The organism is Massilibacillus massiliensis (assembly GCF_900086705.1).
Classification (GTDB): Bacteria; Bacillota; Negativicutes; order FLKF01; family FLKF01; genus Massilibacillus; species Massilibacillus massiliensis.
On sequence record NZ_LT575483.1, the window covers coordinates 1,166 to 28,006 of the forward strand.

At 34.3% G+C, this 26,841-nt stretch carries 23 protein-coding genes, 1 rRNA gene and 3 other annotated features (1 of these 27 running past the window's edge); of the genes, 19 read left to right on the forward strand and 5 right to left on the reverse strand.

Annotation, left to right across the window (positions count from 1 at the left end):
• Positions 1–1,369 (forward strand) — a sequence feature (mutual gap in cmsearch alignment for this rRNA model is longer than 100); it begins 1,165 nt to the left of the window's first position.
• A gap of 213 nt (positions 1,370–1,582) precedes the next feature.
• From rrf to BN6559_RS00060, 3 genes are all read left to right on the forward strand, one after another.
• A 5S ribosomal RNA gene (rrf, locus tag BN6559_RS00050) occupies positions 1,583–1,699 on the forward strand.
• A 209-nt stretch (positions 1,700–1,908) separates the two neighbouring features.
• The gene (locus BN6559_RS00055; RefSeq protein WP_110952832.1) at positions 1,909–3,420 is read left to right on the forward strand and encodes a hypothetical protein; all 1,512 of its coding nucleotides are present in this window, start codon (positions 1,909–1,911) and stop codon (positions 3,418–3,420) included.
• Between the two features lie 16 nt (positions 3,421–3,436).
• Positions 3,437–3,811, forward strand: coding sequence for a hypothetical protein (locus BN6559_RS00060; RefSeq protein WP_110952833.1), 375 nt, complete (start codon positions 3,437–3,439; stop codon positions 3,809–3,811).
• Here BN6559_RS00060 and BN6559_RS00065 read toward each other — a convergent pair.
• A complete protein-coding gene (locus tag BN6559_RS00065) occupies positions 3,791–4,135 on the reverse strand; it encodes a hypothetical protein (protein ID WP_110952834.1) in 345 nt (114 codons plus the stop codon). The genes BN6559_RS00060 and BN6559_RS00065 overlap by 21 nt on opposite strands.
• Positions 4,136–4,303: 168 nt before the next feature.
• Positions 4,304–4,577 (forward strand) — a binding site (T-box leader).
• A 53-nt stretch (positions 4,578–4,630) separates the two neighbouring features.
• Between BN6559_RS00065 and BN6559_RS00070 the strand changes: the two genes are divergently transcribed.
• Genes BN6559_RS00070 through BN6559_RS00080 form a run of 3 tightly spaced genes read left to right on the forward strand, consistent with a single transcriptional unit; the run spans position 4,631 to position 7,372 of the window.
• Positions 4,631–5,905, forward strand: a complete 1,275-nt coding sequence (locus tag BN6559_RS00070; protein WP_110952835.1) for an energy-coupling factor ABC transporter ATP-binding protein — start codon at positions 4,631–4,633, stop codon at positions 5,903–5,905.
• Positions 5,899–6,708 (forward strand): energy-coupling factor ABC transporter ATP-binding protein, encoded by an 810-nt coding sequence (locus BN6559_RS00075; protein ID WP_110952836.1) that lies wholly within the window; start codon positions 5,899–5,901, stop codon positions 6,706–6,708. The genes BN6559_RS00070 and BN6559_RS00075 overlap by 7 nt, the downstream gene beginning before the upstream one ends.
• A complete protein-coding gene (locus tag BN6559_RS00080) occupies positions 6,701–7,372 on the forward strand; it encodes an energy-coupling factor transporter transmembrane component T family protein (protein WP_110952837.1) in 672 nt (223 codons plus the stop codon). The genes BN6559_RS00075 and BN6559_RS00080 overlap by 8 nt, the downstream gene beginning before the upstream one ends.
• A gap of 51 nt (positions 7,373–7,423) precedes the next feature.
• On the opposite strand, the gene nadE is transcribed toward BN6559_RS00080, so the two are convergent.
• Positions 7,424–9,322, reverse strand: coding sequence for an NAD(+) synthase (gene nadE / locus BN6559_RS00085; RefSeq protein ID WP_110952838.1), 1,899 nt, complete (start codon positions 9,320–9,322; stop codon positions 7,424–7,426).
• A 222-nt stretch (positions 9,323–9,544) separates the two neighbouring features.
• On the opposite strand from nadE, the gene ybaK reads away from it, so the two are divergent.
• The 3 genes from ybaK (at position 9,545) to pckA (ending at position 13,388) form a co-directional block, all read left to right on the forward strand.
• On the forward strand, positions 9,545–10,027 hold the full coding sequence (gene ybaK, locus BN6559_RS00090) for a Cys-tRNA(Pro) deacylase (protein ID WP_110952839.1): 483 nt from the start codon (positions 9,545–9,547) through the stop codon (positions 10,025–10,027).
• 30 nt (positions 10,028–10,057) lie between these two features.
• On the forward strand, positions 10,058–11,557 hold the full coding sequence (gene thrC / locus BN6559_RS00095; protein ID WP_110952840.1) for a threonine synthase: 1,500 nt from the start codon (positions 10,058–10,060) through the stop codon (positions 11,555–11,557).
• A 259-nt stretch (positions 11,558–11,816) separates the two neighbouring features.
• Positions 11,817–13,388: a phosphoenolpyruvate carboxykinase (ATP) gene (gene pckA, locus BN6559_RS00100; RefSeq protein ID WP_199883642.1), complete on the forward strand. Its 1,572-nt coding sequence runs from the start codon at positions 11,817–11,819 to the stop codon at positions 13,386–13,388.
• Between the two features lie 124 nt (positions 13,389–13,512).
• Here pckA and BN6559_RS00105 read toward each other — a convergent pair whose 3' ends face one another.
• From BN6559_RS00105 to BN6559_RS00115, 3 genes are all read right to left on the reverse strand, one after another.
• Positions 13,513–13,815 carry a zinc-ribbon domain containing protein gene (locus tag BN6559_RS00105; protein WP_110952841.1) on the reverse strand — a complete coding sequence of 101 codons (303 nt, stop codon included), beginning with the start codon at positions 13,813–13,815 and terminating at the stop codon, positions 13,513–13,515.
• A 133-nt stretch (positions 13,816–13,948) separates the two neighbouring features.
• On the reverse strand, positions 13,949–15,805 hold the full coding sequence (gene pepF / locus BN6559_RS00110; protein ID WP_110952842.1) for an oligoendopeptidase F: 1,857 nt from the start codon (positions 15,803–15,805) through the stop codon (positions 13,949–13,951).
• A gap of 130 nt (positions 15,806–15,935) precedes the next feature.
• Positions 15,936–16,718: an N-acetylmuramoyl-L-alanine amidase family protein gene (locus BN6559_RS00115; protein ID WP_110952843.1), complete on the reverse strand. Its 783-nt coding sequence runs from the start codon at positions 16,716–16,718 to the stop codon at positions 15,936–15,938.
• A gap of 96 nt (positions 16,719–16,814) precedes the next feature.
• Here BN6559_RS00115 and BN6559_RS00120 point away from each other — a divergent pair, with 96 nt between their 5' ends.
• The 10 genes from BN6559_RS00120 (at position 16,815) to BN6559_RS00165 (ending at position 26,839) form a co-directional block, all read left to right on the forward strand.
• Positions 16,815–18,572 carry a B12-binding domain-containing radical SAM protein gene (locus BN6559_RS00120; protein ID WP_110952844.1) on the forward strand — a complete coding sequence of 586 codons (1,758 nt, stop codon included), beginning with the start codon at positions 16,815–16,817 and terminating at the stop codon, positions 18,570–18,572.
• Positions 18,562–19,503 carry a TIGR01212 family radical SAM protein gene (locus BN6559_RS00125; protein ID WP_110952845.1) on the forward strand — a complete coding sequence of 314 codons (942 nt, stop codon included), beginning with the start codon at positions 18,562–18,564 and terminating at the stop codon, positions 19,501–19,503. The genes BN6559_RS00120 and BN6559_RS00125 overlap by 11 nt, the downstream gene beginning before the upstream one ends.
• Before the next feature lie 146 nt (positions 19,504–19,649).
• Positions 19,650–19,880, forward strand: a binding site (T-box leader).
• A gap of 47 nt (positions 19,881–19,927) precedes the next feature.
• Complete coding sequence (tyrS, locus tag BN6559_RS00130; RefSeq protein WP_110952846.1) at positions 19,928–21,148, forward strand: tyrosine--tRNA ligase; 1,221 nt, start codon at positions 19,928–19,930, stop codon at positions 21,146–21,148.
• 77 nt (positions 21,149–21,225) lie between these two features.
• Positions 21,226–21,969: a YebC/PmpR family DNA-binding transcriptional regulator gene (locus BN6559_RS00135; RefSeq protein ID WP_110952847.1), complete on the forward strand. Its 744-nt coding sequence runs from the start codon at positions 21,226–21,228 to the stop codon at positions 21,967–21,969.
• An 87-nt stretch (positions 21,970–22,056) separates the two neighbouring features.
• Positions 22,057–22,623 carry a BofC C-terminal domain-containing protein gene (locus BN6559_RS00140; protein WP_110952848.1) on the forward strand — a complete coding sequence of 189 codons (567 nt, stop codon included), beginning with the start codon at positions 22,057–22,059 and terminating at the stop codon, positions 22,621–22,623.
• A gap of 171 nt (positions 22,624–22,794) precedes the next feature.
• Entirely contained in the window at positions 22,795–23,289 is a 495-nt protein-coding gene (ruvC, locus tag BN6559_RS00145) for a crossover junction endodeoxyribonuclease RuvC (RefSeq protein ID WP_110952849.1), read from the forward strand.
• A complete protein-coding gene (gene ruvA / locus BN6559_RS00150) occupies positions 23,286–23,888 on the forward strand; it encodes a Holliday junction branch migration protein RuvA (RefSeq protein WP_110952850.1) in 603 nt (200 codons plus the stop codon). Before ruvC ends, ruvA begins: the two co-directional genes overlap by 4 nt.
• Positions 23,888–24,910: a Holliday junction branch migration DNA helicase RuvB gene (gene ruvB, locus BN6559_RS00155; protein ID WP_110952851.1), complete on the forward strand. Its 1,023-nt coding sequence runs from the start codon at positions 23,888–23,890 to the stop codon at positions 24,908–24,910. Before ruvA ends, ruvB begins: the two co-directional genes overlap by 1 nt.
• Positions 24,911–24,936: 26 nt before the next feature.
• Positions 24,937–25,476 carry an epoxyqueuosine reductase QueH gene (locus tag BN6559_RS00160; protein ID WP_199883643.1) on the forward strand — a complete coding sequence of 180 codons (540 nt, stop codon included), beginning with the start codon at positions 24,937–24,939 and terminating at the stop codon, positions 25,474–25,476.
• A 31-nt stretch (positions 25,477–25,507) separates the two neighbouring features.
• Positions 25,508–26,839, forward strand: coding sequence for a SpoIID/LytB domain-containing protein (locus tag BN6559_RS00165; RefSeq protein WP_199883644.1), 1,332 nt, complete (start codon positions 25,508–25,510; stop codon positions 26,837–26,839).
• The last annotated feature ends 2 nt before the right edge of the window (positions 26,840–26,841 follow it).

A 26,841-nucleotide genomic window follows, 5' to 3' on the forward strand; every position in this document is an offset into this window, starting at 1 on the left:
AGGCTTCGGCCGAAGAGAAATCGAATGGACCACGCTGTCAAGAAAAGCTTCTAGCGAGATTAGAGGTGCCCGTACCGCAAACCGACACAGGTAGGCGGGGAGAGAATCCTAAGGTGCGCGGGAAAACCCTCGTTAAGGAACTCGGCAAAATGCATCCGTAACTTCGGGAAAAGGATGGCCATTGGTTGTGAGCTCTCAAGCAGAGCAAAGCGACTGAAGGCGACAGAAGAGAGGCCCAAGCGACTGTTTACCACAAACACAGGTGCCTGCTAAAGAGAAATCTGACGTATAGGTGCTGACACCTGCCCGGTGCTGGAAGGTTAAGAGGAGCGTTTAGAAGTAATTCGAAGATGTGAATTGAAGCCCCAGTAAACGGCGGCCGTAACTATAACGGTCCTAAGGTAGCGAAATTCCTTGTCGGGTAAGTTCCGACCCGCACGAAAGGTGTAACGACTTGGGCACTGTCTCAACGAGGGACCCGGTGAAATTGAAATACCTGTGAAGATGCAGGTTACCCGCGACTGGACAGAAAGACCCCATGGAGCTTTACTGCAACCTGACATTGAATTTTGGTAAATGATGTACAGGATAGGTGGGAGACTGAGAATATAGAACGCAAGTTTTGTAGGAGTCATTGTTGGGATACCACCCTTCATTTACTGGAATTCTAACTGTAAGAGTAACGAAATTCAAGACAGTGTCAGGCGGGCAGTTTGACTGGGGCGGTCGCCTCCGAAAGAGTAACGGAGGCGCCCAAAGGTTCCCTCAGCGCGGACAGAAATCGCGCGAAGAGTGCAAAGGCAGAAGGGAGCTTGACTGCGAGACGGACAGGTCGAGCAGGGACGAAAGTCGGGCTTAGTGATCCGGTGGTACCGAGTGGAAGGGCCATCGCTCAACGGATAAAAGCTACCCTGGGGATAACAGGCTAATCTCTCCCAAGAGTCCATATCGACGGGGAGGTTTGGCACCTCGATGTCGGCTCATCACATCCTGGGGCTGAAGTAGGTCCCAAGGGTTGGGCTGTTCGCCCATTAAAGTGGTACGTGAGCTGGGTTCAGAACGTCGTGAGACAGTTCGGTCCCTATCCATCGCGGGCGTAAGAAACTTGAAGGGAGCTGCTCCTAGTACGAGAGGACCGGAGTGGACGAACCAATGGTGTACCAATTATTCCGCCAGGAGTACAGTTGGGTAGCTACGTTCGGAAAGGATAAACGCTGAAAGCATCTAAGCGTGAAACCAGCCTTAAGATGAGGTTTCTCATAGAGTAATCTAGTAAGACCCCTTGAAGAAGACAAGGTTGATAGGCCAGGAGTGTAAGTACAGTAATGTGTTCAGCTGACTGGTACTAATAGGTCGAGGGCTTGACTTAAAGTAGAGAACAGGAACTTGAGAAAGTTCCTAGTGAATCACTTTAGTTCGAGCGAAGTGAGAAGATACCAAAGCCGTGGCTTAGTCGAATAAGACGAAGTCAGAGGGCGTGGTAGATGAACTTTGACGAATAGAGTGAAGAAAGAAACTAAAATGCAAGAATTCATACAAAAATAAAACTTCTGTATAGTTTTCAGAGAATAACTCTGAAGAATCCAGTGACGATGCCTAAGTGGATCCACCTGTTCCCATACCGAACACAGTAGTTAAGCACTTAGAGGCCAAGGATACTTGGGTGGAAACGCCCTGGGAAAGTCGGTAGTTGCTGGTTAAGTTGAAAAGCACTCACAAACGTGAGTGCTTTTTTGTTGTAGTGCAGAAATAGATTCGCAGAAGAACAAGACTGACAGAGTGCTACAACTACGAGGAAGAGAGCCTGAGATGTGGAAGTACCCATAAAGTTTCTTTGTTCTAGAATACTTTCTTTAGGTATGTTATAATGTACGACATAGGTGCCTTATAAGGAGATTATAAATTTAGATGAAAAATGTTTACGACTCTGTTCAAACGTTTTATGATACAAAAAATATATCTATTTTTCCAAAAGTATTTTTAGATGGTTATTTAAGAAAAAAAGCTTGGCAAGGTTATTCCGATAAGCAGTTGCTAGATGTTTGGAATTTATTATCTTGCTTTATAGACTATTTGATTTATGCAAATATAAAAGATATGAAACAAGTAACACTTGATAACTATATTCGAGCTGTTTTATGGATGAAAAATACGCAGTCTGATTTTATTTTAAATGAGACGAGCTTAGATGCTATTTTAAAAATTTTTAAAGATTTTTCTGTGTACTTGACGGAGAAAAATGTACCAATCAATATGAATATATTGCTGAATGTTAGAGAGAAATTTTTTGATAAGGGAAAGTTTCAAATTCCCAAATTAGAAGATAATAGTATATTTCATAAAAATTTTAAAGAAGATGATTTATTTAAAGATAATATAAATTATAAGTTGAATCACTTAATAGAAGGACTGCTAAATAAAATTGGTATGTATTTTAAAAAAGAAGAATTTCTAAATGATTTTAATCGTTCAATTTCTTTATATACTGGACCATTTAATAAAATTCCAGAAGAAGAGGATGCGACTGATTTTTGGCTTGGGTTTTGGGATTACTTTCTATTTGATTATCATTTAAATTCTTCTGATGAAACTCCTATTAAATATTTTTATTTAGAACAAAAAAAACATCTAACCCATGATGAAATTCATGTTCTAGAAGATTTATTGCAGACGAAGTTTACTGTATTTTATATAGAGCGAATAATCAATCCATTTAGCGTAGAATGTATTGATTTGTTTAGCGGGGAGAAGCTTCAGTTACCATTACCTGATTATGGTATGCATGACTATAAAAGAGCAATTTTATATGGACATATCCATACAAATGGTGTTGTAATGCTAAATTATATTACAAGTGTCCCTGTAAGTAAAAATTTTCGTAATAGAATAAGAGATGAAATTCTAAGACAGAAGAATATCTATCAGATACAGCAACCAAATGCAACAATTGAAGATTTTTTTTTAAGACATGCTATTTTAGTACGGCATACAATCGATATTTTGATGAATTTAGCAAGGGTAAATGTAATACCTATACAAATCGATGAAAATTATTTTTTTAAGTTTCATCAAAAATATGTTAATGACAACATAGTAAATTTATTAAATAAATTATCGGTAGAATATAATTTTAGTAAAAGTGCAAATACTTTATTATTGAGACTTTTTTATGATTATTTGTGTGTAGTGGATGAGATACCGCATAAATCAGAAATTATAGCTGGAATAATTTTTTATTGTTTTGCAGAATTAAATGGAATTCATGTTGTAACACTGAAAGATATAATGCTGAAATTACATTTCTCTCAACCAGATTTTCAAATACAGTATGAAAATCTTTCTCAAGCTTTATCTTTAAAAAGGTTTGATGCTAGGTATTTAACTGAAGAAGGATTCATTCATTTTTTATATGAATTTTAATAGCAAGGAGGGCCATATGCGTTGTTCAAAATGTAATCAAGAAATCGATGAGAATACAGGAATATGTCATCATTGCTCTGATCTGGATGATAACGTAAGAATTTTAAGCTCAGAGGAAAGTTCTCATTATAATGGAGTAACAATAGAAACCAATCATAGTAATAATGATCAAGATAGTACAGAGCAACAATATCATAGACAAACTACAAGTCAAAAAATTTATGTGAGAAATTTTGACTTTAGCAGATCTAACATTATATCCAAAATTGCGATTGTCTTCATTATTGTTGCAGTAATAGGATTTTTGTTATTTATTGCATTACCAATTGTATTAATTGGTATTTGTATAAGTATCGTTGTTTGGTTTATTTTAAGTTTTCTTAAACGTTAATTCTTTTTCTAATCGTAGTATTTTATCTTTTAATTGCGCTAATTCTATCTGTAAATTTATGAGTTGTTTTTGTGTTGTTTCAGTTCGTTCAGAATCTTTTAAGCAAGATTTCTGATTTATTTGATATATTGCACTATCATCTGGCAAGGCACCAATGATTGTCTGAACGACCAAAATATTTTGTCCTAAAGCACAAATAAAGTTACCTAAAATGTTTAGTTGATTTGAATTCAAACCATTTGAAAAAATTAAAGTTAGAAGTAAATTTAAGGATAAGGATTCTTCTGGTGATAAGGAATAAAAATTACAATTTTCTATCTCCATAAACTTACCTCCCTTTTAGTGTTACTATTATGTTTATATTACTTTATTCTTTAAACTTGTTGATAGTATTATATTAAATGGCATTTATGGACTTTCTAAAGTAGAATTTAAGAAATAATGATTGACATGCAAATCTTTTATTGATATTCTGTTGATAAGTTAATAATTGAATTTTCGATGATTAGGAGTAGTACTCATAGAAAGATGGTTATAGCGAACTGATGATGGTGGGAGATCAGTACAAATCATTATGAGGAATGGACCTAAGAGATATAGTCCGATCCGTAGCAAACGGGGTAGGCGCTATCGGAGCTTTCCACCGTTATCTAGGAAACGAATATCAGGCATATTAATTGTACTGTCTTGTATTTTGACTGAGTTGGACTTATTATAGTCAGCAAGGGTGGTACCGCGGGTGTATGTATAACCTCTCGTCCCTTTTTATAGGGATGAGAGGTTTTTTGTATTTATTATAAATCGAAGGAGTCTAGCCATATGGAAAATAAAAACTCTCATGAAAGTAGTTTACGATGGATTACGATTACAACATTATTATTAACAATAGGTGTTATTCTTCGTATGATTTCTCCTAGCGTTGGAGCAATTTCATTGAATTGGAATATTGTTATGTATTGCTTGGCAATTATGCTTTGTCGTCCGAATGCTAAACAAGGGCTAGGAATTGGCCTTGTTGCAGGAATCGTAGCGACTATGACATCAAAAGCAGCTTTGCCTTATGCAAATTTAATGAGTGAACCCATTGCCGGATATTTATGTGCTTATATGGCAAATAAACGTATTTTTGATTTTAAAATACGTGGTATTAGTTTGGAACCTGCATTCATTGTATTAATTACAACGCTTGTAAGTGGCGGAATTTTTGTTACAGTTACAAAAATTCTTATTAATTTACCATTGAATATTTATTTATATGTAATGCTACCAACAGTTGGAATTATGGCGATATTAGGCATGGTAATAGGCCAGCTACTTTATAAACCAGCAGAGCGAATTTTTAATAATATGAAAAAGATGTCTTCGTATACGCTAAAGAATATGAATCTTACGGTAGCAAAAGGATCATTTACCGTGATAACAGGGATGAATGGTTCAGGAAAGACAACATTACTTTTGGCAATTTCCGGTGGGCGAATGGATTATTTTTCTGGTATGCAAAATAGCAGATTAATTGTAAATGATATTGATATTTGCAACACTAATTTAGCTGATTTAAATCATCAGGTTGGAATGGTATTTGCTGATTATGAGGCCCAATTAGTTACGGAAACTGTCGGAGATGAAATTGCCTTTTCATTAGAAAATTTAGGTTTGGATCATGAGGAAATTTTAAGAAAACGAAGTAGAGTATTAGAAATGGTAGGTCTTACTGGTTTAGAGAATCGTTTTATATCAACATTATCTGGCGGTCAGAAACAGAGATTGGCTATTGCTGTAGTTTTGGCGGTAGATTCCCCTATTTTAGTATTAGATGAACCTATTGCTGCGATTGATCCGGAAGGCGCAATCGAAATTTATAAGTTATTAAAAGACCTAAATATAAAGTATAATAAAACAATTATTGTAGCTGAACATGATTTAAAGTATATTTATGATTGTGTTACGCAGCTTGTAGTATTAGATGATGGGACACTAAAATTTTCTGGAGGCATAGAAGAGGGGTTAGGCTATATGTATACTTCTAAAATATATGCTGAAGCAGTACCTCTCCGGTGGAAAATTTACTTAGAATTGAGTGATAAAAGATGCTAAAGATACAAAATATGAGTTATAGTTATAATAAAAAGGAAAAAGTGCTTGACGATATTTCTTTTCAAGTCATGGAGGGTGAAATTCTTGCAATTGCAGGCCGAAATGGCAGCGGAAAAACAACCTTAACTAGAATTATTATGGGGATTATAAATGCCGATCAGGGCTGTATGGAGTTGTATGGGAAAGACATAATGAAGGCAAAACCAGCAGATATGGCAAGTTATATCGGTTATGTGTTTCAAAACCCTGATAGACAGCTGTTCGCAAATTCTGTATTTGAAGAAGTTGCTTATGCGCCTCAAAAATTGAATTTCAGCCAAGATGAAATTTTAGAAAATGTAAAAAGATCCTTAGAGGTAACTGGGCTTGTGGGAATGGAAAAGCATTCTCCACAGATGTTATCGCGAGGATTGAAGCAAAGATTATCTATTGCTTCAGCACTTGCCGCTAACCCTAAATTTTTGATTTTAGATGAACCTACATCTGGACAAGATTGTCGAGAAAGAACAATCTTATTGAAACTTATGCGGAATTTTAATTTGCAAGGAATGACGATCATTTTAGTTACACATGATATGGATATTATTGCTGAACATGCACATAGAGTAGTGGTCCTAGAAAAAGGAGAATTGAAATTTAACGGAACGCCATTAAAGTTGTTTTCTGATGAGAAACTTACTGTAGAATTAGGTTTAGAATTACCTGAAGCGGTACGGATTGGTAAAGAATATGATTTAGGAGTATGTTTAACGCCTCGAGAAATTTATAAAAAGATTGAAGAAAGGAAGACCATGGATGTTTAATTTTGCAGCTTTAACAAAAATTATATTCGCAGTTATTGTTTCTGTGTATTCAATTTTAACCAATCACATTGGAGCTTTGATTGGGCTATTGTTTCTTGAATTTATTATAATGATCTATACGAAGAGTATGCATAAAATAGGTAAAGCTGTATCTTTTCTCGTGTTGTTTTCTATTGTTTTATATTTTATTCAATTATTGTGTGGTAGTAGTATTGAAATTTCTTTAATTTCAGCATTAAGAATGGTTATAATGTCTTTTTCTGTTATTTTAATGCTGGCGACAACAAAGACACAACAGATTACAGCTGCATTAGTAAAACAATGCCGTATACCTTATAGTTATGCGTTTATGGTTACCGCAGTACTACGTTTTGTTCCCGATATTTTAGCTGAGAGTCAAGCAATTCGGGAGGCTCAGTCTTGCCGAGGTTACAAAGAATCAAAAAATCCTTTTAAAAGGTTATTTGAATATATGATTATTATTAAACCAATGGTGTTTAGAGCAATTCAAAGAAGCGAACATATGGCAATTAGTTTAGAGATGCGTGGATTTTCTAGAACCAAGAAACGAACTTTTTTGGCAGAAACAAAATTAAAAGCCAATGACTACATCTCAATGTGTTTAGCTATTATAGTCGGAATTCTATTAATTAGATATTTCTAAAATAAAAATCAGTAGTAATTTATTTTACATTACTACTGATTTTTATTTACGCTATTTTATTTTTAATAATTGAGCTTTAATTTTTTTATATTTTGCAGTGTAGTAGGGGCCATTTTGTGCTTCACGGTGATCAAATCCATATGCACGTCTGCTAATTGCAAGAATTGGGGGAGCTTGAATTCGCTTTGCTATTGCCATTCCTGAATATAGATTCCACCAGCGTTCGAGATCTTTAATAAATTCATCTGTTGAAGAAAAATATTTTGCAACTAAACCTGGAGAACACCCGAGCTTTTCCTCTAAAATACCCGCTTGATACCATTCTAAGATATCTTGTGGAGTTGCTCTATTCCAATGTTCCATAAAAGCTCTAAATAAATAATCATGATATGGATACTTGATTGGGTCACCTTTGCCCTCATCAACAGCTTGATTATGAGACAGTTCTGCACTTGGAACAATATCGATTGTTGCTTGGGGTATTACTTCTAATTTATAAACTTCTTTATTTAAATATTCTGCAAGCTCGTAGATTTGGTGTTTCCAAAGGTCGGCAAGTGCTGCAAGAAAGCCAGATTGATCGCCATATAATGTAGAATAGCCAACGGTTGTTTCACTTTTATTCGCGTTACAGGTGAATCCTCCTCCAAAAGATGCAGCAATTCCGGCTAAAATACGAGCAGAGCGATCGCGTGCTTGGATATTTTCAGCAATAAAAGAAGAAACGCTTAAATGACTTTCTTTATTTGTAGAAAAATTAAGAATTGGTGTGTCTTCAATTTGTTTAATTGTATATTCTATAACTTCTTGAATTGGCGCTACGATATAATTGCATTTTAAATTTTTGGCAAGCTGATAGGATAGATCTTTTGTTGTTTTTGAATTATAAATACTCGGCATATTCACGAGTAAAACATTTTCTGCTCCGAGTATTTTGACATAAAGTGCAGCTGCTACGGCAGAATCAATGCCACCAGATATACCAATGACAACCTTGTCCATATGAATGGTTTTTAAAAATTTTTTTATACCGTAGTGCAGTGCACTGTAAATATTTGAAATGCTATCTTCCTCATGAGGATGAATTGAATTTGTCAGATTCTTAGTTGAATCGAAATCGACGATTTTTAATTGCTCTTTAAAAGGTTCACAATAGGCAATGACATTACCACTAGCACTGTAAACCGTGCTGGAGCCGTCAAAAGTATAAATAGTTTTTCCGTTATTTTGAATTCCAGTTGTATTAATATAAATAAGAGGGACAGATGTAGTTTGTGCTTGTTTAGAAAAAACGCGGTTGCGTTTATTATTTTTGCCCAATGTGTAAGGTGAACTAGACATATTAATAAATAAATCAATTGTGTAATTATTATGCAATATTTCAATCGGTGAAATTGCATAGTCGTCACTCCAACCATCTTCGCACAATAAACAACCAATATTTAAGGTTTGATTTGATAAATTCAGTTGGATTGGCTGTAATAGTTTATCAATAGCAATACCTGTTTCACGAGAAAGTTTCTGTAGACTGTAAAAGTGTCTTGTATCATCAAATTCACGATAATTTGGTTGTAAAGTTTTTATTCCAAAAGGATATAGTGAATTTGGATTAGAAATTAACTTTCCATTATATGCAGCAAAAAATGCATTGTACTTTCTAATGCGACCATCATTATTTCGTTTACTCCAGTCCATTGCGACATTACCGAAAATAATGCAAATATTGCTTGAGGCTGCAATAATTAAATTTCCATGGTATTCACAATCTTCTAAAAAAGATTTTTGCTCCCAAGTGTCACCAAGTAAATAACCTGGAATGGACATCTCTGGAAAAACAATAAGATCGACATTTTGTTTTTTTGCATTTTCAATCATGGAGAGCATTTTTTGCGTATTTAGATCAGGTTTACCTGGTTGTACTTCAATTTGTCCTAATGCAATTTTGATCAATGAGGGCACCTCTCTTTTTGCAAATATTTTATTATTATATTGTACACTAATAATAGAATAAGTGGTACTTTTCTATTATTGTTTTTTTATAGATCATATTCTATACAGATAGTTGACAAAAGATATAGGTTATTTTGAAAAATTGTGATATAATAATGGTCATATTATTCATAATGAATAATATGAATGGATATATATACTTTACCAGAGGAGTTATACTCTATGAAAAAAACGAATGCGGCAAGACTGTTGGATAAATATAAAATAAATTACACAATAGGTGAGTATGACGTTGATTTAAACGATCTCAGTGCACCAAATGTAGCAAAAAAAATTGGCATGCCGTTAGAAAGAGTCTTTAAAACCTTAGTCGCGAAGGGAGATAAAAGTGGAGTATTAATGGCTTGTATTCCTGGAGGGGCAGAACTTAATTTGAAAAATTTGGCATTGGTAAGCGGTGATAAGAAGGTAGAAATGGTTCATCTAAAAGAAATACAAACATTAACTGGATATGTTAGAGGTGGAGTTTCCCCACTAGGAGCAAAAAAAACATATCCAATTTATATTGATCGCAGTGTGCGTTTATGGGATTCGATTGCAATTAGTGCTGGTATGAGAGGAGCTCAAATTCTAATTGCTCCACAAGATTTAATTAAAGTTACGGACGCTGTTGTTTGTGATCTTTCACGCGATATGGCTGAGTAGATAGAGGATTAAAAAGAAAAGAGGCTTATGATGAAATATACTAGTACAAGAGGATGCCAAGAAGCGATACAATCAGCAGAAGCAATTATTACTGGGATCGCAGGTGATGGCGGATTATTTGTTCCGATTACGTTACCCAAAATAGAAGAAAATTTTATTGAAAGTTTACTTGATTTAAGTTATCAAGAACGTGCGCAAAAGGTGTTGGCCAAATTTTTAACTGATTACACTGAGGAAGACCTCAGTCGTTGCTTAAAAAATGCTTATAATAGTGATAGCTTTGATGTTGAGGAAATAGCTCCTACCGTTCAATTGGATAAAGATCACCATATTTTAGAGTTATGGCATGGTGAGACAAGTGCATTTAAAGATATGGCATTGCAATTGTTGCCACAGCTTATGTCTACTGCAATAAAGAAAACAGAGAAAAAAGAGAAGATTGCTATTTTAGTGGCTACATCTGGTGATACCGGTAAAGCTGCATTAGAAGGTTTTAAAGATGTAGAGCAAATTCAAATTATAGTATTTTATCCGAATGGGGGCGTAAGTAAAATCCAGCGTTTGCAAATGATTACGCAGCAGGGGAAAAACGTCGCAGTTGTTGCAGTTGATGGAAATTTTGATGACGCTCAGACTGGTGTTAAAAATATTTTTAATAATAAAAGGTTTCATCATGAATTACTTGAAAAAGGGTTTCAATTATCTTCGGCAAATTCAATTAATTGGGGGCGGTTAGTTCCGCAGATTGTTTATTATTTTAGCTCTTATACAGATTTGTTAAAACAGCAAGCAATTCAAAAGGGTGATAAAATAAATTTTGTTGTGCCTACGGGTAACTTTGGTAATATTTTAGCGGGATACTATGCAAAATTAATGGGGTTACCAATCAATAAATTGATCTGTGCTTCTAATACAAACAATGTATTGACCGATTTTTTGAAAACGGGTACGTATGATAGAAATCGTGCGTTTTATAAAACCAATACGCCATCCATGGATATTTTGATTTCTAGTAATTTAGAACGTTTATTGTATCATATAAATAATGGAAATCAAGATCAGATAAAAGAGTGGATGAATGCCCTTAATACAAAAGGTACATATAGTGTACCTAAAGAATGTTTAAAGAAAATTCAGGATGTATTTTGGTCTGCTTGGGTAAGCGACGAACAAACAACAAAAAAAATCCAGCAGGTATATGAAAAATACGATTATGTTATTGACACACACACCGCGGTTGCCTGGGAAGTCGCAGATCAGTATAAGCTTGCCACAGGAGATGAGACACAAACCGTCATTGTTTCAACAGCCAGTCCTTATAAATTCAATGAAAGTGTAGTAAAAGCACTTGATTCAAGCAATCCAATCTATACTGATGAATTTAAAATGCTAGATGCTTTAGAAAAATTGAATAAAATAAAAGTTCCGAAGGGGTTAAATAACTTACGTAATGCAACGATTTTGCATCATAAAAAATGTGGAAAAGAAGATATGTTATTTATGGTCAAAGAATTTCTCAGCAATTCATAATTAGCATAAAAAAAGCCTACTATAAATATTATATAGTAGGTTTTTTTTTATAGGTTTATTTGGTAAAAACGATAAATGAAACTATAAAAAAACGTAATAGATAATTAATATTTAAATATTATGAATATAAAGAATAATTTACTGAATTTAAAGATTTTTAGAAGGATATTCCTTTGGCATGTAGAATTACTTTAATGTGATATACGTGATTAATCGTATATATCATAAATAATATTTAATAGTTATGAGAGGTTGACTTATGATGGGAAAATTAGTAAGTAGCGAAAATTTTTTAACAGGAGCGCGTAAGAAATTTTATAATCTTAGTGTTGTAGAATTAGTTGAAAAGGCAATTAGCAACCGTGAGGGAATTCTTTCTGATAAAGGTGCAATTTGTGTAACAACTGGTAAACATACAGGCCGTTCTCCTAAAGATAAATTCATTGTAGATACGAAGGCTGTTCATGATCAAATCAGCTGGACAAATAATGCGCCTTGCAGTGAAGCTACTTTTAATCGCTTATATGAAAAAATGAAAGAGTACGCCAAAGATCACGAGTTGTATGTGACGGATGTTTTTGCTGGTGCGGATCCTGCAAATCGTTTACAAGTTAAATTTATCAATGAACTCGCATGGCAGCATCTATTTATCAAACAATTGTTTATTAAACCTAAATCTGAAATTATTGAAAAAGAAGGATTCACAGTTATTTGTTTACCAAAATTTAAAGCAAATCCAGAACTTGATGGTACAAATTCTGAAACTTTTATTATCATTAATTTTGATAAAAATATGGTGCTAATTGGTGGCGGCGAATATGCAGGCGAGATGAAAAAATCTATTTTTTCTGTCATGAATTATATTCTACCTCAAAAGGGAATCCTATCTATGCATTGTTCAGCAAATGTTGGGAAAAAGGGAGATGTAGCGTTATTCTTTGGTCTAAGTGGTACAGGAAAGACAACACTCTCAGCGGATCCTAATCGTAGTTTAGTCGGTGATGATGAACATGGCTGGAGTGATCATGGCATTTTTAATATAGAGGGCGGTTGTTATGCAAAATGTGTAAAATTAACGTTGGAGTCGGAACCTGAGATTTATAATGCGATTCAGTTTGGCTCTGTATTAGAAAATGTTTGGATTGAAGGAGATAGAAAGCCCGATTATTTTAATACAATTTTAACTGAGAATAGTAGAACCGCTTATCCAATCGAATATATTCCAAATGCTCTTATTCCAAGTGTAGCAGGACATCCTAAAACGGTCATTTTTTTAACTGCAGACGCGTTTGGGGTCTTACCACCAATTGCAAAATTAACAAAAGAACAAGCAATGTATCATTTCTTATCCGGTTATACAAGTAAAGTCGCTGGTACAGAACGTGGCGTTACAGAACCTCAAGCTACTTTTTCAACTGGATTTGGGGAACCATTCTTGCCGTTATCTCCATTAAAATATGCAAGATTACTTGGAGAAAAAATTGAAAAGTATAATACCAATGTTTATCTTGTTAATACTGGCTGGTCGGGTGGCCCTTATGGTATTGGTCATCGTATGAATTTAAAATATACAAGAGCAATGATCACTGCAGCACTAGAAGGGGCGCTTGATCAAGTAGAGTGGGAAACTGATCCTATTTTCCGCATTGCTATTCCTAAAGAATGTCCAGAAGTTCCTGCCGAAATATTAAAACCAATGAATACCTGGGCACATAAAGAAGATTATCAAGTGCAAGCAAAAAAATTGGCAAAATTATTTAACCAAAATGTCACGAAATTTAAGGGAGAGATGTCTGCAGATATTTTGGATGCTGGTCCGATAGCAGAATAGTAATACATAGCCATTTATGGGGATGTCGTTTTTAGCGGCATCCTCATTTTAGTTTTGTCTATCCCAAAGCGTTTTAAAACAAATAAAAAAGAGACCTAAAAGGTCTCTTTGAATAATCGTTAAATTAATAAGATTTGTGTGCTTGGAAGCAATCACGACAGAAAACAGGTTTTCCTTCTGTTGGTTTGAAAGGAACTTGTGTGTCTTTGCCGCATTCGCTACAAACTGTATCAAACATTTCGCGTTGTTGACGGAATCCATTGCCGCCGCCTCTATTGTTTTGTGCTTTTCTAGCTGCACGACATTCAGGGCAACGAGAAGGTTCATTTTGGAAGCCTTTCTCAGCGTAGAAAGATTGTTCTGATGCAGTAAAAGCAAATTCTACTCCACATTCTTTACATGTAAGTTCTTTATCTTGGTAGGTCATTTTAACCAACCTCCTTAAATTATTTAGTTTCCAACAAAATTGTGCTGGTAAGTTGGTTGGTTACAGCCACGCAAGCTATCCAGAGCAATTAGTTTAGTTACTTCCCATACTATACATTGAAAAGTTAGGATTGTCAAGCTTTTATTAGTAACTCTTCCAATTCCTTGAGCCTTTTATTAAATTTTTCCAAAGTTATTTTTAATGGAATAGAAGTGCTCATATCAACACCTGCTGCTTTCAGTAAATGAATGGAGTAATCAGATCCACCACTTTGTAAATATTTTAAATATCGTCTTTGGGCAGATGAACCTTCATTTATTAAATTTTCGGCAAGTGTAGTTGCAGCTGCATAACCAGTAACATATTGATAAACATAAAATGGTCTATAAAAATGAGGAATTCTAGCCCACTCAATTTTTATTGCATCATCAATTACGATGGTATTACCATAATATTTTTTGTTTAACGTTAACCAAAGTTCTTCTAATAGATCTGCCGTGAGTGCTTCATTTTTTTCGATTTTTTTGTGTGTAATCAGTTCAAATTCAGCAAACATCGCCTGACGATATACTGTTGTGCGCACTTGTTCTAAATATTGATTGATAAAATAGATGCGTTTAGTAGGGTCAGCTTCATGTTCAAGCATATAGTCAAGTAGTAAAATTTCATTGGTTGTGGAGGCAACTTCGGCACAAAAAATTGTGTAAGCAGAATTGATATAATTTTGCGATTGATTACTGTAATAACTGTGCATTGCATGCCCTAGCTCGTGTGCTAAAGTCGAAACAGCTCCGTATTTGTTATCATAATTTAGCAAAACGAAAGGATGTACCCCATATACGCCCCAAGAATAAGCACCAGTTCGTTTTCCTTGGTTTTCATAAAGATCGATCCAACCTGCGCCAGAACCTTTTGATAGCGTATTGACATAATTTTCACCTAAAGGCTTTAAACTATGAAGTACCAATTGGAGACCCTCTTGATACTTGATGTCATCCGGTAAAGCCTTCGCTAGAGGAACATATAAATCATACATATGAATTTCGTCTAATTGTAGAAATTTTTTCTTTAAATCAACGTATTTGTGTAAAGGATGTAATGTTTTATGAATGGTATCAATTAAATTTGTATAAACGCAAATTGGAACATTATCATTTTCAAGCGCAGCTTCTAAGCTGGAATTATATTTTTTTGTCTTTGCATAAAAATTTGTATTTTTAATATTACTTGTAAGTGTTGTAGAAAAAGTATTGCGATATTTTGCATACGTATTAAATAACTGATGAAAAGCATCTGTTCTAGTTTGACGATTTGTCGACCGAATAAGAGCATTATAGCGGCCTTCACTTAATTGAATTTTATCACCAGATTCTACTGTAATTTCAGGAAAGGTCATATCAGCATTGGTTAGCATACTGTAAATATTGGTTGGAATTTTTAATAGTTCTCCAGCTTTGGCTAAAATTTCTTCTTCTATAGGAGATAATATATGCTTTTTCTGCCGTAATAAATCTTCGAAATAAAATTTATAGCAATCAAATTCGGTATTTTGCAGAAAAAGCGAGTTTATATATTTTTCCGGCAGAGCAATTAACTCGGGCTCTATAAAAGAAGTTGCAGCGGAAACTTCCGAAAGTAAACTTTCTACTTTTGAAGTTCTCGCTTGGTATAGAGAATTCTTAGCATTTTCGTCTTGATGCATTCTAGCATATGCAAATAAATGACTTGCTTTTAAACTGAGTTCGTCTCGCAGCTTTAGACAGTTTAATAAACAATCTGTCTTTTTTAGATTATCTTTAAAAGCAGCAATATTTTTGATTAAAGTTTTTGTTTTTTGATAATCCGTTTCAAATGCAGATTCATTTTCGTAAATATCTGATAAGTTCCATTTAAATTTAGGATCAATCTCGTCACGTGTGGGGATCTTGGATGAAGCCGTGTTGTCCGTTGACGTATGATTTATATTAGAAAAATAAGAATTTTTGTGCATATTTAGCTCCTTTGTATATTTAGTAAAGATCCTTTTATGTTAAAGGCATCTTTTAGTATTATACACCAGTAGAATACTAAAACATGCTAAAATTTTAGTATGTTTAGTAAAATTTTATGCTAAAAAATGTTCATACTTTAAAATATCGGACGATTCCATCATAGATACTTTCCGCGATTTTATTACGACCATCTGCACTGGTCAACAGAAGTTCTTCTTCGGGATTGGATATGAACGCCGGTTCAACTAAAATTGCTGGCATTGTTGTATAACGAAGAATATAAAAACTAGCGAATTTAATGCCACGATTTGTTGTATTTAATTCATCTGTTAATGCTTTCTGCACATAGTTTGCAAGTTCAATTGCTTTTTCGTTTCCGTAGTGAAACGTCGTTGTGCCTGAAGCAGTAGAAGTAGAAAATGAATCGTTATGAATGCTTATAAAAATATCAGCTTCTGAATCGTTCGCAGTAACAACACGTTGATTTAATACTTCTTGCCTGCTTAGGTTAGAATAAGATATATCTTGTTCTACGGAGCGCGTCATTATAACGCTTGCACCATTATTTTCGAGCTTTTCTTTTAATAAAATTGCAATTGCTAACGTATTATCTTTTTCCATAGTTCCGGTAGGACCGATTGCTCCAGGATCATTCCCACCATGACCGGCATCAATACAAATAACTTTATCTTGAAGGCGAGCACTTTCTAATTCTTCCACATCGGGAGTTGGAAAATCTGCAGGATTTGTAAGAGAATTTGTTTTTATGGTAGATACATAGATGACCTCATTGCTTGGATCATATAAGGTTTGCCAATTTAGTAAACGTGCTAAACTTTTTATGATAAGAAGTAGATCTTTTGTTGTACGTGGATTTACTGATAATTTTTGTCCATCAACGACAATTCGCATAAATACACCACCTTAACATGAGTTTGGTGTATACTATTAACTTAGAGTATCTTTTGTGCACTTCAATAAAAGCGTCGTAATCTAGGAGGAAAAATTTTGAAAGTTATTTTAACAACATTAAATGCAAAATATACACATTCATCACTTGCTCTTCGTTATCTTAAAGGGTATTGCGGTACAATATGTGATATTGAGATTAAAGAATTTAGTATTAATCATAATATATTAGATATTTTAAGCCAAATATTTGAATCCAAACCGGATGTTGTTGCATTTGCTTGTTACATTTGGAATATAGAAATGACAACTAAATTGGTGAATTTAGTAAAAAAGGTTCTGCCAAATGTAATTATAGTTTGTGGTGGTCCAGAAGTGACTTACCAATCAGACTGTTTCTTAAGTGAGAATCCAAAGGTTGATTATATTGTGCTGGGCGAAGGGGAAGAGACCTTCTATCAGGTGATAAATAAATTGAAAATGGGAGAAACTATAGGAAATCTTCCTGCCTTAACGTATTATAATCAAGCGAATGAGCTTGTAAAAGGGAGTGCTCTAGTTGTAAAAGATCTAAATACAATCCCATTTCCTTATCATGATAAAGATATGATAGGGCTACAAGATAAAATCATTTATTATGAAAGCTCCAGAGGATGCCCTTTTTCATGTCAATATTGTTTATCAAGTGCAACACAGGGAGTTCGTTTCTTTGCCGTTGAGAGAGTGTTAGAAGAGCTGAGTTTTTTTATTCGTCATAATGTTCGACAAGTTAAGTTTGTTGACAGAACATTTAATGCGAAAAAAAATCACTATATGGAAATATTTAAATTTTTAGTAAAGCAACAGTGTAAAACTAATTTTCATTTCGAAATTGCTGCGGATCTTTTAGATGATGAAGTATTGGATGTGCTGGAATTAATGCCAAGTGGACGGATTCAGTTAGAAATAGGCGTGCAGTCTACAAATGCAGTTACATTGAATAAAATTTGTCGGAAAAATGATTGGAATAAAATTTCTTATAATGTAACGAGAATTTTACAGATGCATACAATTCATTTACATTTAGATTTAATTATTGGTCTTCCCAATGAAGATTATCAATCTTTTCAAACTTCTTTTAATGATGTATATAGTCTAAAACCGCACATGTTGCAAATTGGTTTTTTAAAATTATTGAAAGGTTCTGGCATTCGCCAGAATCAAAAGCAACATGGTTATGTATATATGGATACGGCACCATATCAAGTATTAGCAAATCGATATATGTCGTATCATGAAATTAAGAATCTTCATGTTATGGAAGAAGTTTTCGAGCAATATTATAATAGTGGACGATTTAGAAATTCCACCCAATTATTGATTGATTCAAATGGTGGGAATGCTTTTTTATTTTATGAGAAATTAACCGAGTACTGGCAAAAAAGAAATTTACATTTAGTGGCGCATAAAACGAAATCTCTCTATCAATATTTATATGAATTTTGTCAGGAAATGCATCCAGAAAAAATGCAAATTTTAAAAGAAATTTTGAAATTTGATGCATTACTTTCTGATAAAGCCAGCATACGTCCAGAGTTTTTAGAATGGAACGAAAAATATAATAAAACGATATCCGATTTTTGGCGTGAACAAGGTGCTGAGAAATACATTGATGGTTACAAATTTACAACTTGGCGTGATATTAAAAAAAATTATCATATTGAAATTTTTTCGTTTGACATCCTAGCGTTTATCAAAAAAAGAGTGTTCATCTTAAAAAATTGTCCAGTTTTATTTTCGTTTACTGAAGACGAGACAAGTTATTTATTGATAGAAGAGCAAGCGTTTTTACAGGGAGAAGTAGAAAATGTTATATAATGTGTATTCCGATTATTTAAAAGAGCGCTATGGTGAAAAAGTATATAAATTGCCAGTCGGATTGCCAGTTACATGTCCCAATAGGGATGGAAGTTGTGGGGAAGATGGTTGCACTTTTTGTGGTGAAATTGGGGCAGGATATGAAAATTTGCCTGCTGACATGAGTGTGAGCGAGCAACTCTATACAAATAAGGCACATATAAAGCCAAAATATAAGGCAGAAAAGTTTATTGCTTATTTTCAAAATTTCAGTAATACATATCTACCTATTGAAGAATTAAGAAACTATATGGAAGAAGCTTGCCAAGATGATGTTGTTGGAATTGCTCTTGCAACAAGGCCAGATTGTATAAATGACAAATATCTAGAAATGATGGCGGAGATAAAAAGCAAGAAGAATATAGATATTTCTATTGAATTAGGTTTGCAAAGTGTGAATTACCATTCTCTAATCAAGGTAAAACGAGGGCATACTTTAGCTGAATTCTTAGATGCTGTTTATCGAATTAAAAAATATAAGTTGCAAGTATGCGCCCATTTAATTTTGAACTTACCTTGGGATGATAGGATCGATGTAATCGAAGATGCAAAAATTTTATCTGCACTTCAAGTCGATCAGGTAAAATTACATGCTTTATATATTGTAAAGGGCACACAAATGGCATATGAATATGAATCTGGCCAGTTAGACCTCATTTCAAGAGAAGAATATATTGAACGGGTGATTTTGTTTCTGGAATATTTAAATAAAGATATTGTTGTGCAAAGACTCATTGGACGGGCTCCAGAAAGTAATACTTTATTTAGCAATTGGAAGACTGGATGGTGGAAAATTCGTGATACAATTACAAAACTTATGGAAGAACGTACCACATATCAGGGGCGGCTTTGTAATTATTTAAATGGGCCTGCATTAAAAAAATATAGATGAGTTAATAAGTCGAAGCAAGTGGGTTTAGGAAGAAAAATACTTGTCTAAACGCTATCATGTATTTCTAGATTGCTAAAATATGATTTTATAACCGTTCGGCGATTGACATTATAATTTCAAATGAGTATAATTTATTCTAATATTAAATAAATGCGATGAATAGGATAAGTAAATTTGTATTACTTTTTAGAGAGCTATGGGTGGGTGCAACATAGTAGGTATGCAGATTGAAATACCCCGATGAGCAGTAGACTGAAAAATTTGGAGTTTAGTAGGTTGATACCGGATGGCTGCCGTTATAAGCTGCAAAGTTTTATTTGTGTGTAACAAATATTAATTTGGGTGGTACCACGGGTTAATTGTAGCTCGTCCCTATTTGAGGGACGAGTTTTTTGTTTATAAATTTATAATTGGAGGGATTTTTGTGAACGTTATCGATACTTTAAAAGAGCGTGGATTTATTGCACAAATGACACATGAGGAAGAAATTGTAGAATTATTTAAAAATGAAAGAGTTACTTTTTATATTGGATTTGACCCAACTGCAGATAGTTTACATGTAGGTCACTTTTTAGGCATGATGGTGATGGCTCATTTACAACGTGCAGGGCATCGTCCTATTTGTTTGATTGGAGGCGGGACAGGTACTGTCGGTGATCCATCAGGTAAAACGGATATGCGTAAAATGTTGACAAATGAGCAAATCGAACATAACTGTAATTGTTTTAAGAAACAAATGCAAAGATTTATCGATTTTACTGATGATAAGGCACTGATGTTAAATAATGCGGAATGGCTTTTGAAATTGAATTACGTAGAATTGTTACGAAATGTCGGTGCACATTTTTCTGTCAATCGAATGCTCACAGCAGAATGCTATAAACAAAGAATGGAAAAAGGTCTAACTTTTTTGGAGTTTAATTATATGATCATGCAGGCCTATGATTTTTGGGAGCTTAATAATAGATGCAATTGTAAATTGCAAATGGGCGGAGATGATCAGTGGTCTAACATTATCGCAGGGGTAGAATTAATTCGACGCAAAGAAGGAAAGCCTGCATATGGATTAACATTTCAACTTCTTACAACCAGTGAAGGTAAAAAAATGGGGAAAACAGAAAAAGGTGCTTTGTGGCTTGATCCAGAAAAAACTTCTCCATATGAATTTTATCAATATTGGCGTAATATTGCCGATGCGGATGTTGAAAAATGCTTAGCATTATTAACCTTTTTACCAATGGATGAAGTAAGACGATTGGGACAATTAAAAGATAAAGAAATTAATGAAGCAAAAAAAGTTTTAGCTTATGAAGTGACAAATTTAATTCATGGTCAAGCAGAAGCTGAACAAGCCAAGCAAGCAGCGGAAGCTTTGTTTGCGGGAGTTGGAAGCTTAGATCATGCTCCTACAATCAAAATTAAGGCAGAGGATATTGGAAACAAATTATTAGATTTGTTAACGAAAGAACAAGTTTTTGCTTCTAAAAGTGAAGGGCGGAGGTTAATTACACAGGGTGGAATATCGATTCAAGACGAAAAAATAACGGATATTGAGTTTATTTTGACAAGAGAATTATTCAAGGATCAAAGTTTGTTAATAAAGAAGGGTAAGAAAAAGTATTATCGTATTATAATTGAAGGATGATGGCAGTCTTTTGCGCAGTCATAAATAATATGATAAAATTAACAATGCTAATTTTTAATTAAGGGAGCGGTATTTTTATGTCAGGACATTCTAAATGGGCGAATATTAAACACAAAAAAGGAAAAATGGATGCTGTCCGAGGAAAGGTTACTACAAAAATCGGTCGTGAGATTACGGTCGCAGTTAGAATGGGTGGAAGTGATCCTACTGGGAATATGAAATTAAAACTCGCTTTAGCAAAAGCTAAGGCGAATAATGTACCCAAGGATAATATTCAAAGAGCAATTCAAAAAGGCTTGGGTGCAGTAGATGGAAACAATTATGAAGAAATGACTTATGAGGGGTATGGGCCGGCTGGTAGCGCTGTTATGATAGAAGTTATGACCGATAATCGCAATCGTACTGCTGCTGATATTCGGCACATTTTTTCGAAAAATGGTGGAAACCTCGGTGAAACTGGATGTGTTGGGTGGATGTTTAAGAAAAAAAGCGTTTTTGTAATAGAGAAAGAAGTATTTAATGATGAAGAAGCATTAATGATGCTTGCATTAGATGCTGGCGCTGAAGATTTTAAAGTGGAAGATGACGTCTTTGAAATTACAGGAACACCAGAAGATTTTGATGCTATTCAACAGATTCTTGAAGAAAATAAAATTGAACCTGCTGTATCTGAAATTAGTATGATTCCCGATACTACGATAAAATTAGAAGGTACTGATGCAATAAAAATGTTAAGAATGATTGAATCATTAGAAGATCATGATGATGTGCAAGACGTTTATTCTAATTATGATATTGATGATGCATTATTAGATGCATGATATCATGATATTCTAAGGAATATTTTGTATAATTATTTGAGCTTTTGGTAATAATGAGGCTAACATCACTTTTAAGGAGTGTTTTGGTTGGATCATTTAAAATTTACTAAAAGACAAATCGTGTTATTTATAACAACAATATCTTTTCTTAGCATTGGGTGTTTTTTATGGTGGTTTACGAATGAAAATAATAAAAATATGATTTCAAAAAATCAAGAAGTAAGTATGATTGATAATAAAATAAAAGTTAGGGCGGATACCCTGATTGTTCAAACTTTTTTCTATAGTAAATGTAATGAACAAGAAACAATACAATTTAAGCCTGACAAAAATTTAGTTGGGATGGATTATAAAACTTTTCAAAGTCAATACTCTAAATGGAATATTGAAAATTTCAGCGAAGAAAAGATCACAATGAGTTTACAGGTAAATGATTACTGCCGAGAGCATAAGGCAAATATGTTTTTGGGAATAAAAGATGGGTACGTTGCAATTTTCTATGGTAAGCCAGGACCAAAGGCCATTCTAAAAGAAATTACAAAAACACCAGTTAGTAATTTGCAGCCGCAGGCAATTGAAGAAATTAAGCAAGGTTTGATATTTTCATCAAAAGCGGAAATGTTATATATTCTTGAAGGTATGCAGTCAAAATAATAGAACAGGGACTAGATTTTAAAATTTGGTCCCTGTTTTTTTATGTGAATAAATTTGCAAAATGTTATATAATGATAAAAGTGATTTTTAAAGGAATCAATAGAATCATTGTCGAATTTATATAAAAACAGTATGTATGTTCGATTAAATTTATAGATAAAGGAAGCAAATATGTTAGCATTAGGAATAGACCCAGGAACAGCAATTTGTGGGTACGGATTGGTAGAAATGAGAGGAAATCATTTAAGAGCGATTGATTATGGCGCTGTCATTACGAGTCCAAAGAGTAAACCCGAGGATCGATTGCTTAAAATTCATCGAGAGTTAAACGGTATTATAAAAAAATATCAACCTGATGTTATGGGGGTTGAGCAACTATTTTTCAATAAAAATATCACCACGGCAATTCCTGTTGGTCAAGCTAGAGGTGTTATTTTATTAGCAGCAGCAGAAAACGAAATTGAGCTTGTTGAACGTACACCATTACAGGTAAAACAAGCGGTGGTTGGATATGGCAAAGCGACGAAGGATCAGGTGATTTATATGGTTGAAAAGCTTTTAAATTTACCGAAGAAGCCTCATCCAGATGATGTTGCGGATGCATTAGCAATTGCAATATGTACAACGCATTGTGTGAATAGTATAGTTTGGAGAAATAAATTATGATAGGATACATACGTGGTAAAGTAAGTCACATCATGATAGAATGTTGTTTTCTCGATGTACAAGGGGTTGGTTATCGAATTTTTGTAGCAGCCTCTACGAGAGAAAAGTTGGTTGTAAATCAAGAGATTACCCTGTTTACCTATTTAAATGTTCGTGAAGACGCAATGCATTTGTATGGTTTTTATACACAGATAGAATATGATTTATTTTTGAAACTTATTTCAGTATCTGGAATTGGTCCTAAAGTTGCGCTTGGCATTATGTCTGCAATTAGCGTGGAAGATTTATGTAAGTCAATTAGTCAGAAAAATATTACGATACTTACAAAATTACCGGGGATCGGTAAAAAAACGGCGGAACGGTTAGTTTTAGAATTGCATGATAAGTTGGGATTTGCAGTTACAGATGATATACCAGAAATGCTAGTAATGGATGATAAATCGCAAAATGCGGATGTGATCTCAGAAGCTAGTCTAGCCTTGGTAGCACTCGGCTATACGCAAACAGAGTTTATGCCAATTTTGCGTGAGTTTAATGATCCTACATCTGTAGAAAAAACAATTAAATTGGTATTAAAGGAATTTGCCAGGAGGTCATAATGGACGAGTTAGAAAATAGAATTGTCATTGGAGAAGAGCAAGAAGTTGATCAATGGCAATATAGCTTACGCCCAAGAAAATTGATAGAATATATTGGACAGGATAAAGTCAAAGACAATTTATCTATTTTTGTACAAGCAGCATTATCTCGTGGAGAGGCGTTGGATCACGTTTTATTGTATGGTCCGCCGGGGTTAGGAAAGACAACACTAGCTGCAATTATTGCCAATGAATTAGGTGTGAACTTTCGTGTAACATCTGGTCCTGCTATTGAGCGTTCAGGTGATTTAGCTGCCTTGCTGACAAATCTTGGAGAACGAGACGTTCTGTTCATTGATGAAATTCATCGTTTATCAAGAAATGTTGAAGAAGTTTTATATTCTGCTATGGAGGATTTTGCGCTTGATATTATTATTGGAAAAGGGCCGAGTGCACGGTCAATCCGTTTAGATATTGCTCCCTTTACATTGATAGGAGCAACGACAAAGGCAGGTGCTCTTGCGGCTCCGCTTCGTGATCGATTTGGTGTTATTTCACGTTTAGAATATTATAAGCCCGAAGCTCTAATTCACATCATTAAACGAGCAGCTGAAATTTTAAATATTGAAATTGAGGAACGCGGAGCTTTAGAAATTGCAAAGCGATCCAGAGGAACGCCTCGGATTGCGAACCGTCTGTTAAAACGTGTTAGAGATTTTGCACAAATTACAGGTGATGGTATTATTACCGATGTTATTGCCGATAAAGCTCTGGCAATGCTAGAAGTAGACACATGCGGACTTGATAATACAGACAGACAAATGTTACTTACGATTATAAAAAAATTTAATGGTGGTCCTGTGGGAATTGATACATTGGCAGCATCTATTAGTGAAGAGACAGATACGATTGAGGATGTCTACGAGCCATATTTATTACAACTTGGATTTATAAATCGTACACCGCGTGGACGAACTGCTACTTTAGCGGCTTATCAACACCTTGGGATACCATTGCAGAAAAGTGAAGAAGTATCCAAATAATATACTTTAGAGGTTTGGTGACAACTGTGAAATTATTATTACATATGTGCTGCGGGCCGTGTTCCGCCTTTCCATTGAAAAAATTACGTGAAATGGGCTATGAACCTACAGGCTATTTCTTTAATCCTAATATCCATCCTTATAAAGAATTCACGCATCGTTTGGAAACGGCAAAAGAATTTGCCATGAAAACGAATTTAGAAATTATAATAGATTCTAAATATACATTAGAAGAATTCTTAAAAAATGCATTAAATGCTCCAAATGGACGATGTACAATGTGCTATGAGTTGCGTTTACGGCAAGCTGCAAGATTTGCGAGAGAAAATGGATATGCGTATTTTACTACGAGTTTATTGGTAAGCCCATATCAAAAACATGAAATAATTACAGAAATAGCAAAGCAAGTTGCCAAGGAAGAACAGGTAACTTTTATTTATGAAGATTTCCGCACAGGTTGGCACGAAGGCGTGAACATCAGTCGAGAGCTGGAACTATATCGTCAACCGTATTGTGGTTGTATCTTTAGTGAAAAAGAACGTTATTATAAAGAAAAAAAGAAATAAATTCTCTATAAAAAAGTCGAGGTGAGCCAGATTGAATTTATATAAAATTTGTCTTATATGCATGTCCATATTATTTAGTTTTCATCATTCGTTATATGCCAGTGCCGTGGATGAATTGTATCAATCTGAACCTGCTATACGAGTGGGGTTATGGACAAAACAATCTAGTGTGTATATATCAGCAGAGGCTCCGTTTACTTTAAAGAATTCAGAGAATGGTCGGATTATTCATACATACGAGCCGAATACAAGGCTGTTTATTACAGTAAAAGCCGGTAAAGTAAGAATAAACGATGAATCATTGGATTTAAAAACAATTGAAGTAAGTTTACCAGACCATGATGAAAGTGGCATTGAGGTAAATAAGAAAAGATATCGTGGGAATGTGATCATTTCCAATATAGATAAACAAGGGATGACGATTGTAAATCGTCTACCTGTTGAACAATATTTATATAGCATTGTTCCTAGTGAAATGCCAGCATCTTGGAATCTTGAAGCGATTAAAGCGCAAGCTGTTGCCGCAAGATCATTTGCTTTAAGTAATATGCATAAACATGAGGCTGAAGGGTATGATGTTTGTGCAACCACACACTGTCAAGTTTATAATGGAAAAGCAGTCGAAATGGATAGAAGTAAAAAAGCTGTTGATGATACAAATGGTTTGGTTATGCTTTATAAAGGAAAACCAATTGCAGCAGTTTTTCATAGCAGTTCGGGTGGGCGTACTGAAAATAGTGAGGATGTCTGGGGTACGTATTCTCCATACTTACGTTCTGTAGTCGACTATGATCAGGTATCTCCCCAGTATAAATGGGAGAAAAAAATGACTGTTGAAGAAGTACAAACTAAATTGCAAAATGCCGGTTATACAATTGGTAAATTGCAAGCAATAGAAGTCACTCCTTTGCGCAAAGATGATGTAAATGGCAATGATCGTAGTTCTTCAGGGCGCATAAAAACAATGACGTTTATTGGAGAAAAAACTAGCGTAATTCTTGAGGGAAATAAGGCTAGGAGTGTGTTGGGGCTAAATAGCACTTTATTTGATATTACGCTCATTGTTCCAAATGAAAAAACGATTGATGTTCCGATCGGAATGTATGGGAGAAAAATAATTGATGTAAATTTGCCGCCTTACAAGGAAAAAGGATTGATTACCGATAAAGAAAATATTCGAAGAATTACTGGAAGACCGGGAGAACTTATTTTGTTTAACGGATTTGGCTGGGGGCATGGTCTTGGATTATCACAATGGGGCGCTAAAGCTATGGCAGACAAAATTCCGGAAACAGAAAATAGGTATTTTAAAGAAATATTAAATCATTATTATCAGGGAATTGAGATAAAAAAAATATATTAGTT

Excerpts from the sequence above, each read along its gene's own strand:
- BN6559_RS00055 (WP_110952832.1), top strand. The coding sequence starts at position 1,909 with ATGAAAAATGTTTACGACTCTGTTCAAACGTTTTATGATACAAAAAAT.
- BN6559_RS00060 (WP_110952833.1), top strand. The coding sequence starts at position 3,437 with ATGCGTTGTTCAAAATGTAATCAAGAAATCGATGAGAATACAGGAATA.
- BN6559_RS00065 (WP_110952834.1), bottom strand. The coding sequence starts at position 4,135 with ATGGAGATAGAAAATTGTAATTTTTATTCCTTATCACCAGAAGAATCC.
- BN6559_RS00070 (WP_110952835.1), top strand. The coding sequence starts at position 4,631 with ATGGAAAATAAAAACTCTCATGAAAGTAGTTTACGATGGATTACGATT.
- BN6559_RS00075 (WP_110952836.1), top strand. The coding sequence starts at position 5,899 with ATGCTAAAGATACAAAATATGAGTTATAGTTATAATAAAAAGGAAAAA.
- BN6559_RS00080 (WP_110952837.1), top strand. The coding sequence starts at position 6,701 with ATGTTTAATTTTGCAGCTTTAACAAAAATTATATTCGCAGTTATTGTT.
- ybaK (WP_110952839.1), top strand. The coding sequence starts at position 9,545 with ATGAAAAAAACGAATGCGGCAAGACTGTTGGATAAATATAAAATAAAT.
- thrC (WP_110952840.1), top strand. The coding sequence starts at position 10,058 with ATGAAATATACTAGTACAAGAGGATGCCAAGAAGCGATACAATCAGCA.
- pckA (WP_199883642.1), top strand. The coding sequence starts at position 11,817 with ATGATGGGAAAATTAGTAAGTAGCGAAAATTTTTTAACAGGAGCGCGT.
- BN6559_RS00105 (WP_110952841.1), bottom strand. The coding sequence starts at position 13,815 with ATGACCTACCAAGATAAAGAACTTACATGTAAAGAATGTGGAGTAGAA.
- pepF (WP_110952842.1), bottom strand. The coding sequence starts at position 15,805 with ATGCACAAAAATTCTTATTTTTCTAATATAAATCATACGTCAACGGAC.
- BN6559_RS00115 (WP_110952843.1), bottom strand. The coding sequence starts at position 16,718 with ATGCGAATTGTCGTTGATGGACAAAAATTATCAGTAAATCCACGTACA.
- BN6559_RS00125 (WP_110952845.1), top strand. The coding sequence starts at position 18,562 with ATGTTATATAATGTGTATTCCGATTATTTAAAAGAGCGCTATGGTGAA.
- BN6559_RS00135 (WP_110952847.1), top strand. The coding sequence starts at position 21,226 with ATGTCAGGACATTCTAAATGGGCGAATATTAAACACAAAAAAGGAAAA.
- ruvC (WP_110952849.1), top strand. The coding sequence starts at position 22,795 with ATGTTAGCATTAGGAATAGACCCAGGAACAGCAATTTGTGGGTACGGA.
- ruvA (WP_110952850.1), top strand. The coding sequence starts at position 23,286 with ATGATAGGATACATACGTGGTAAAGTAAGTCACATCATGATAGAATGT.
- ruvB (WP_110952851.1), top strand. The coding sequence starts at position 23,888 with ATGGACGAGTTAGAAAATAGAATTGTCATTGGAGAAGAGCAAGAAGTT.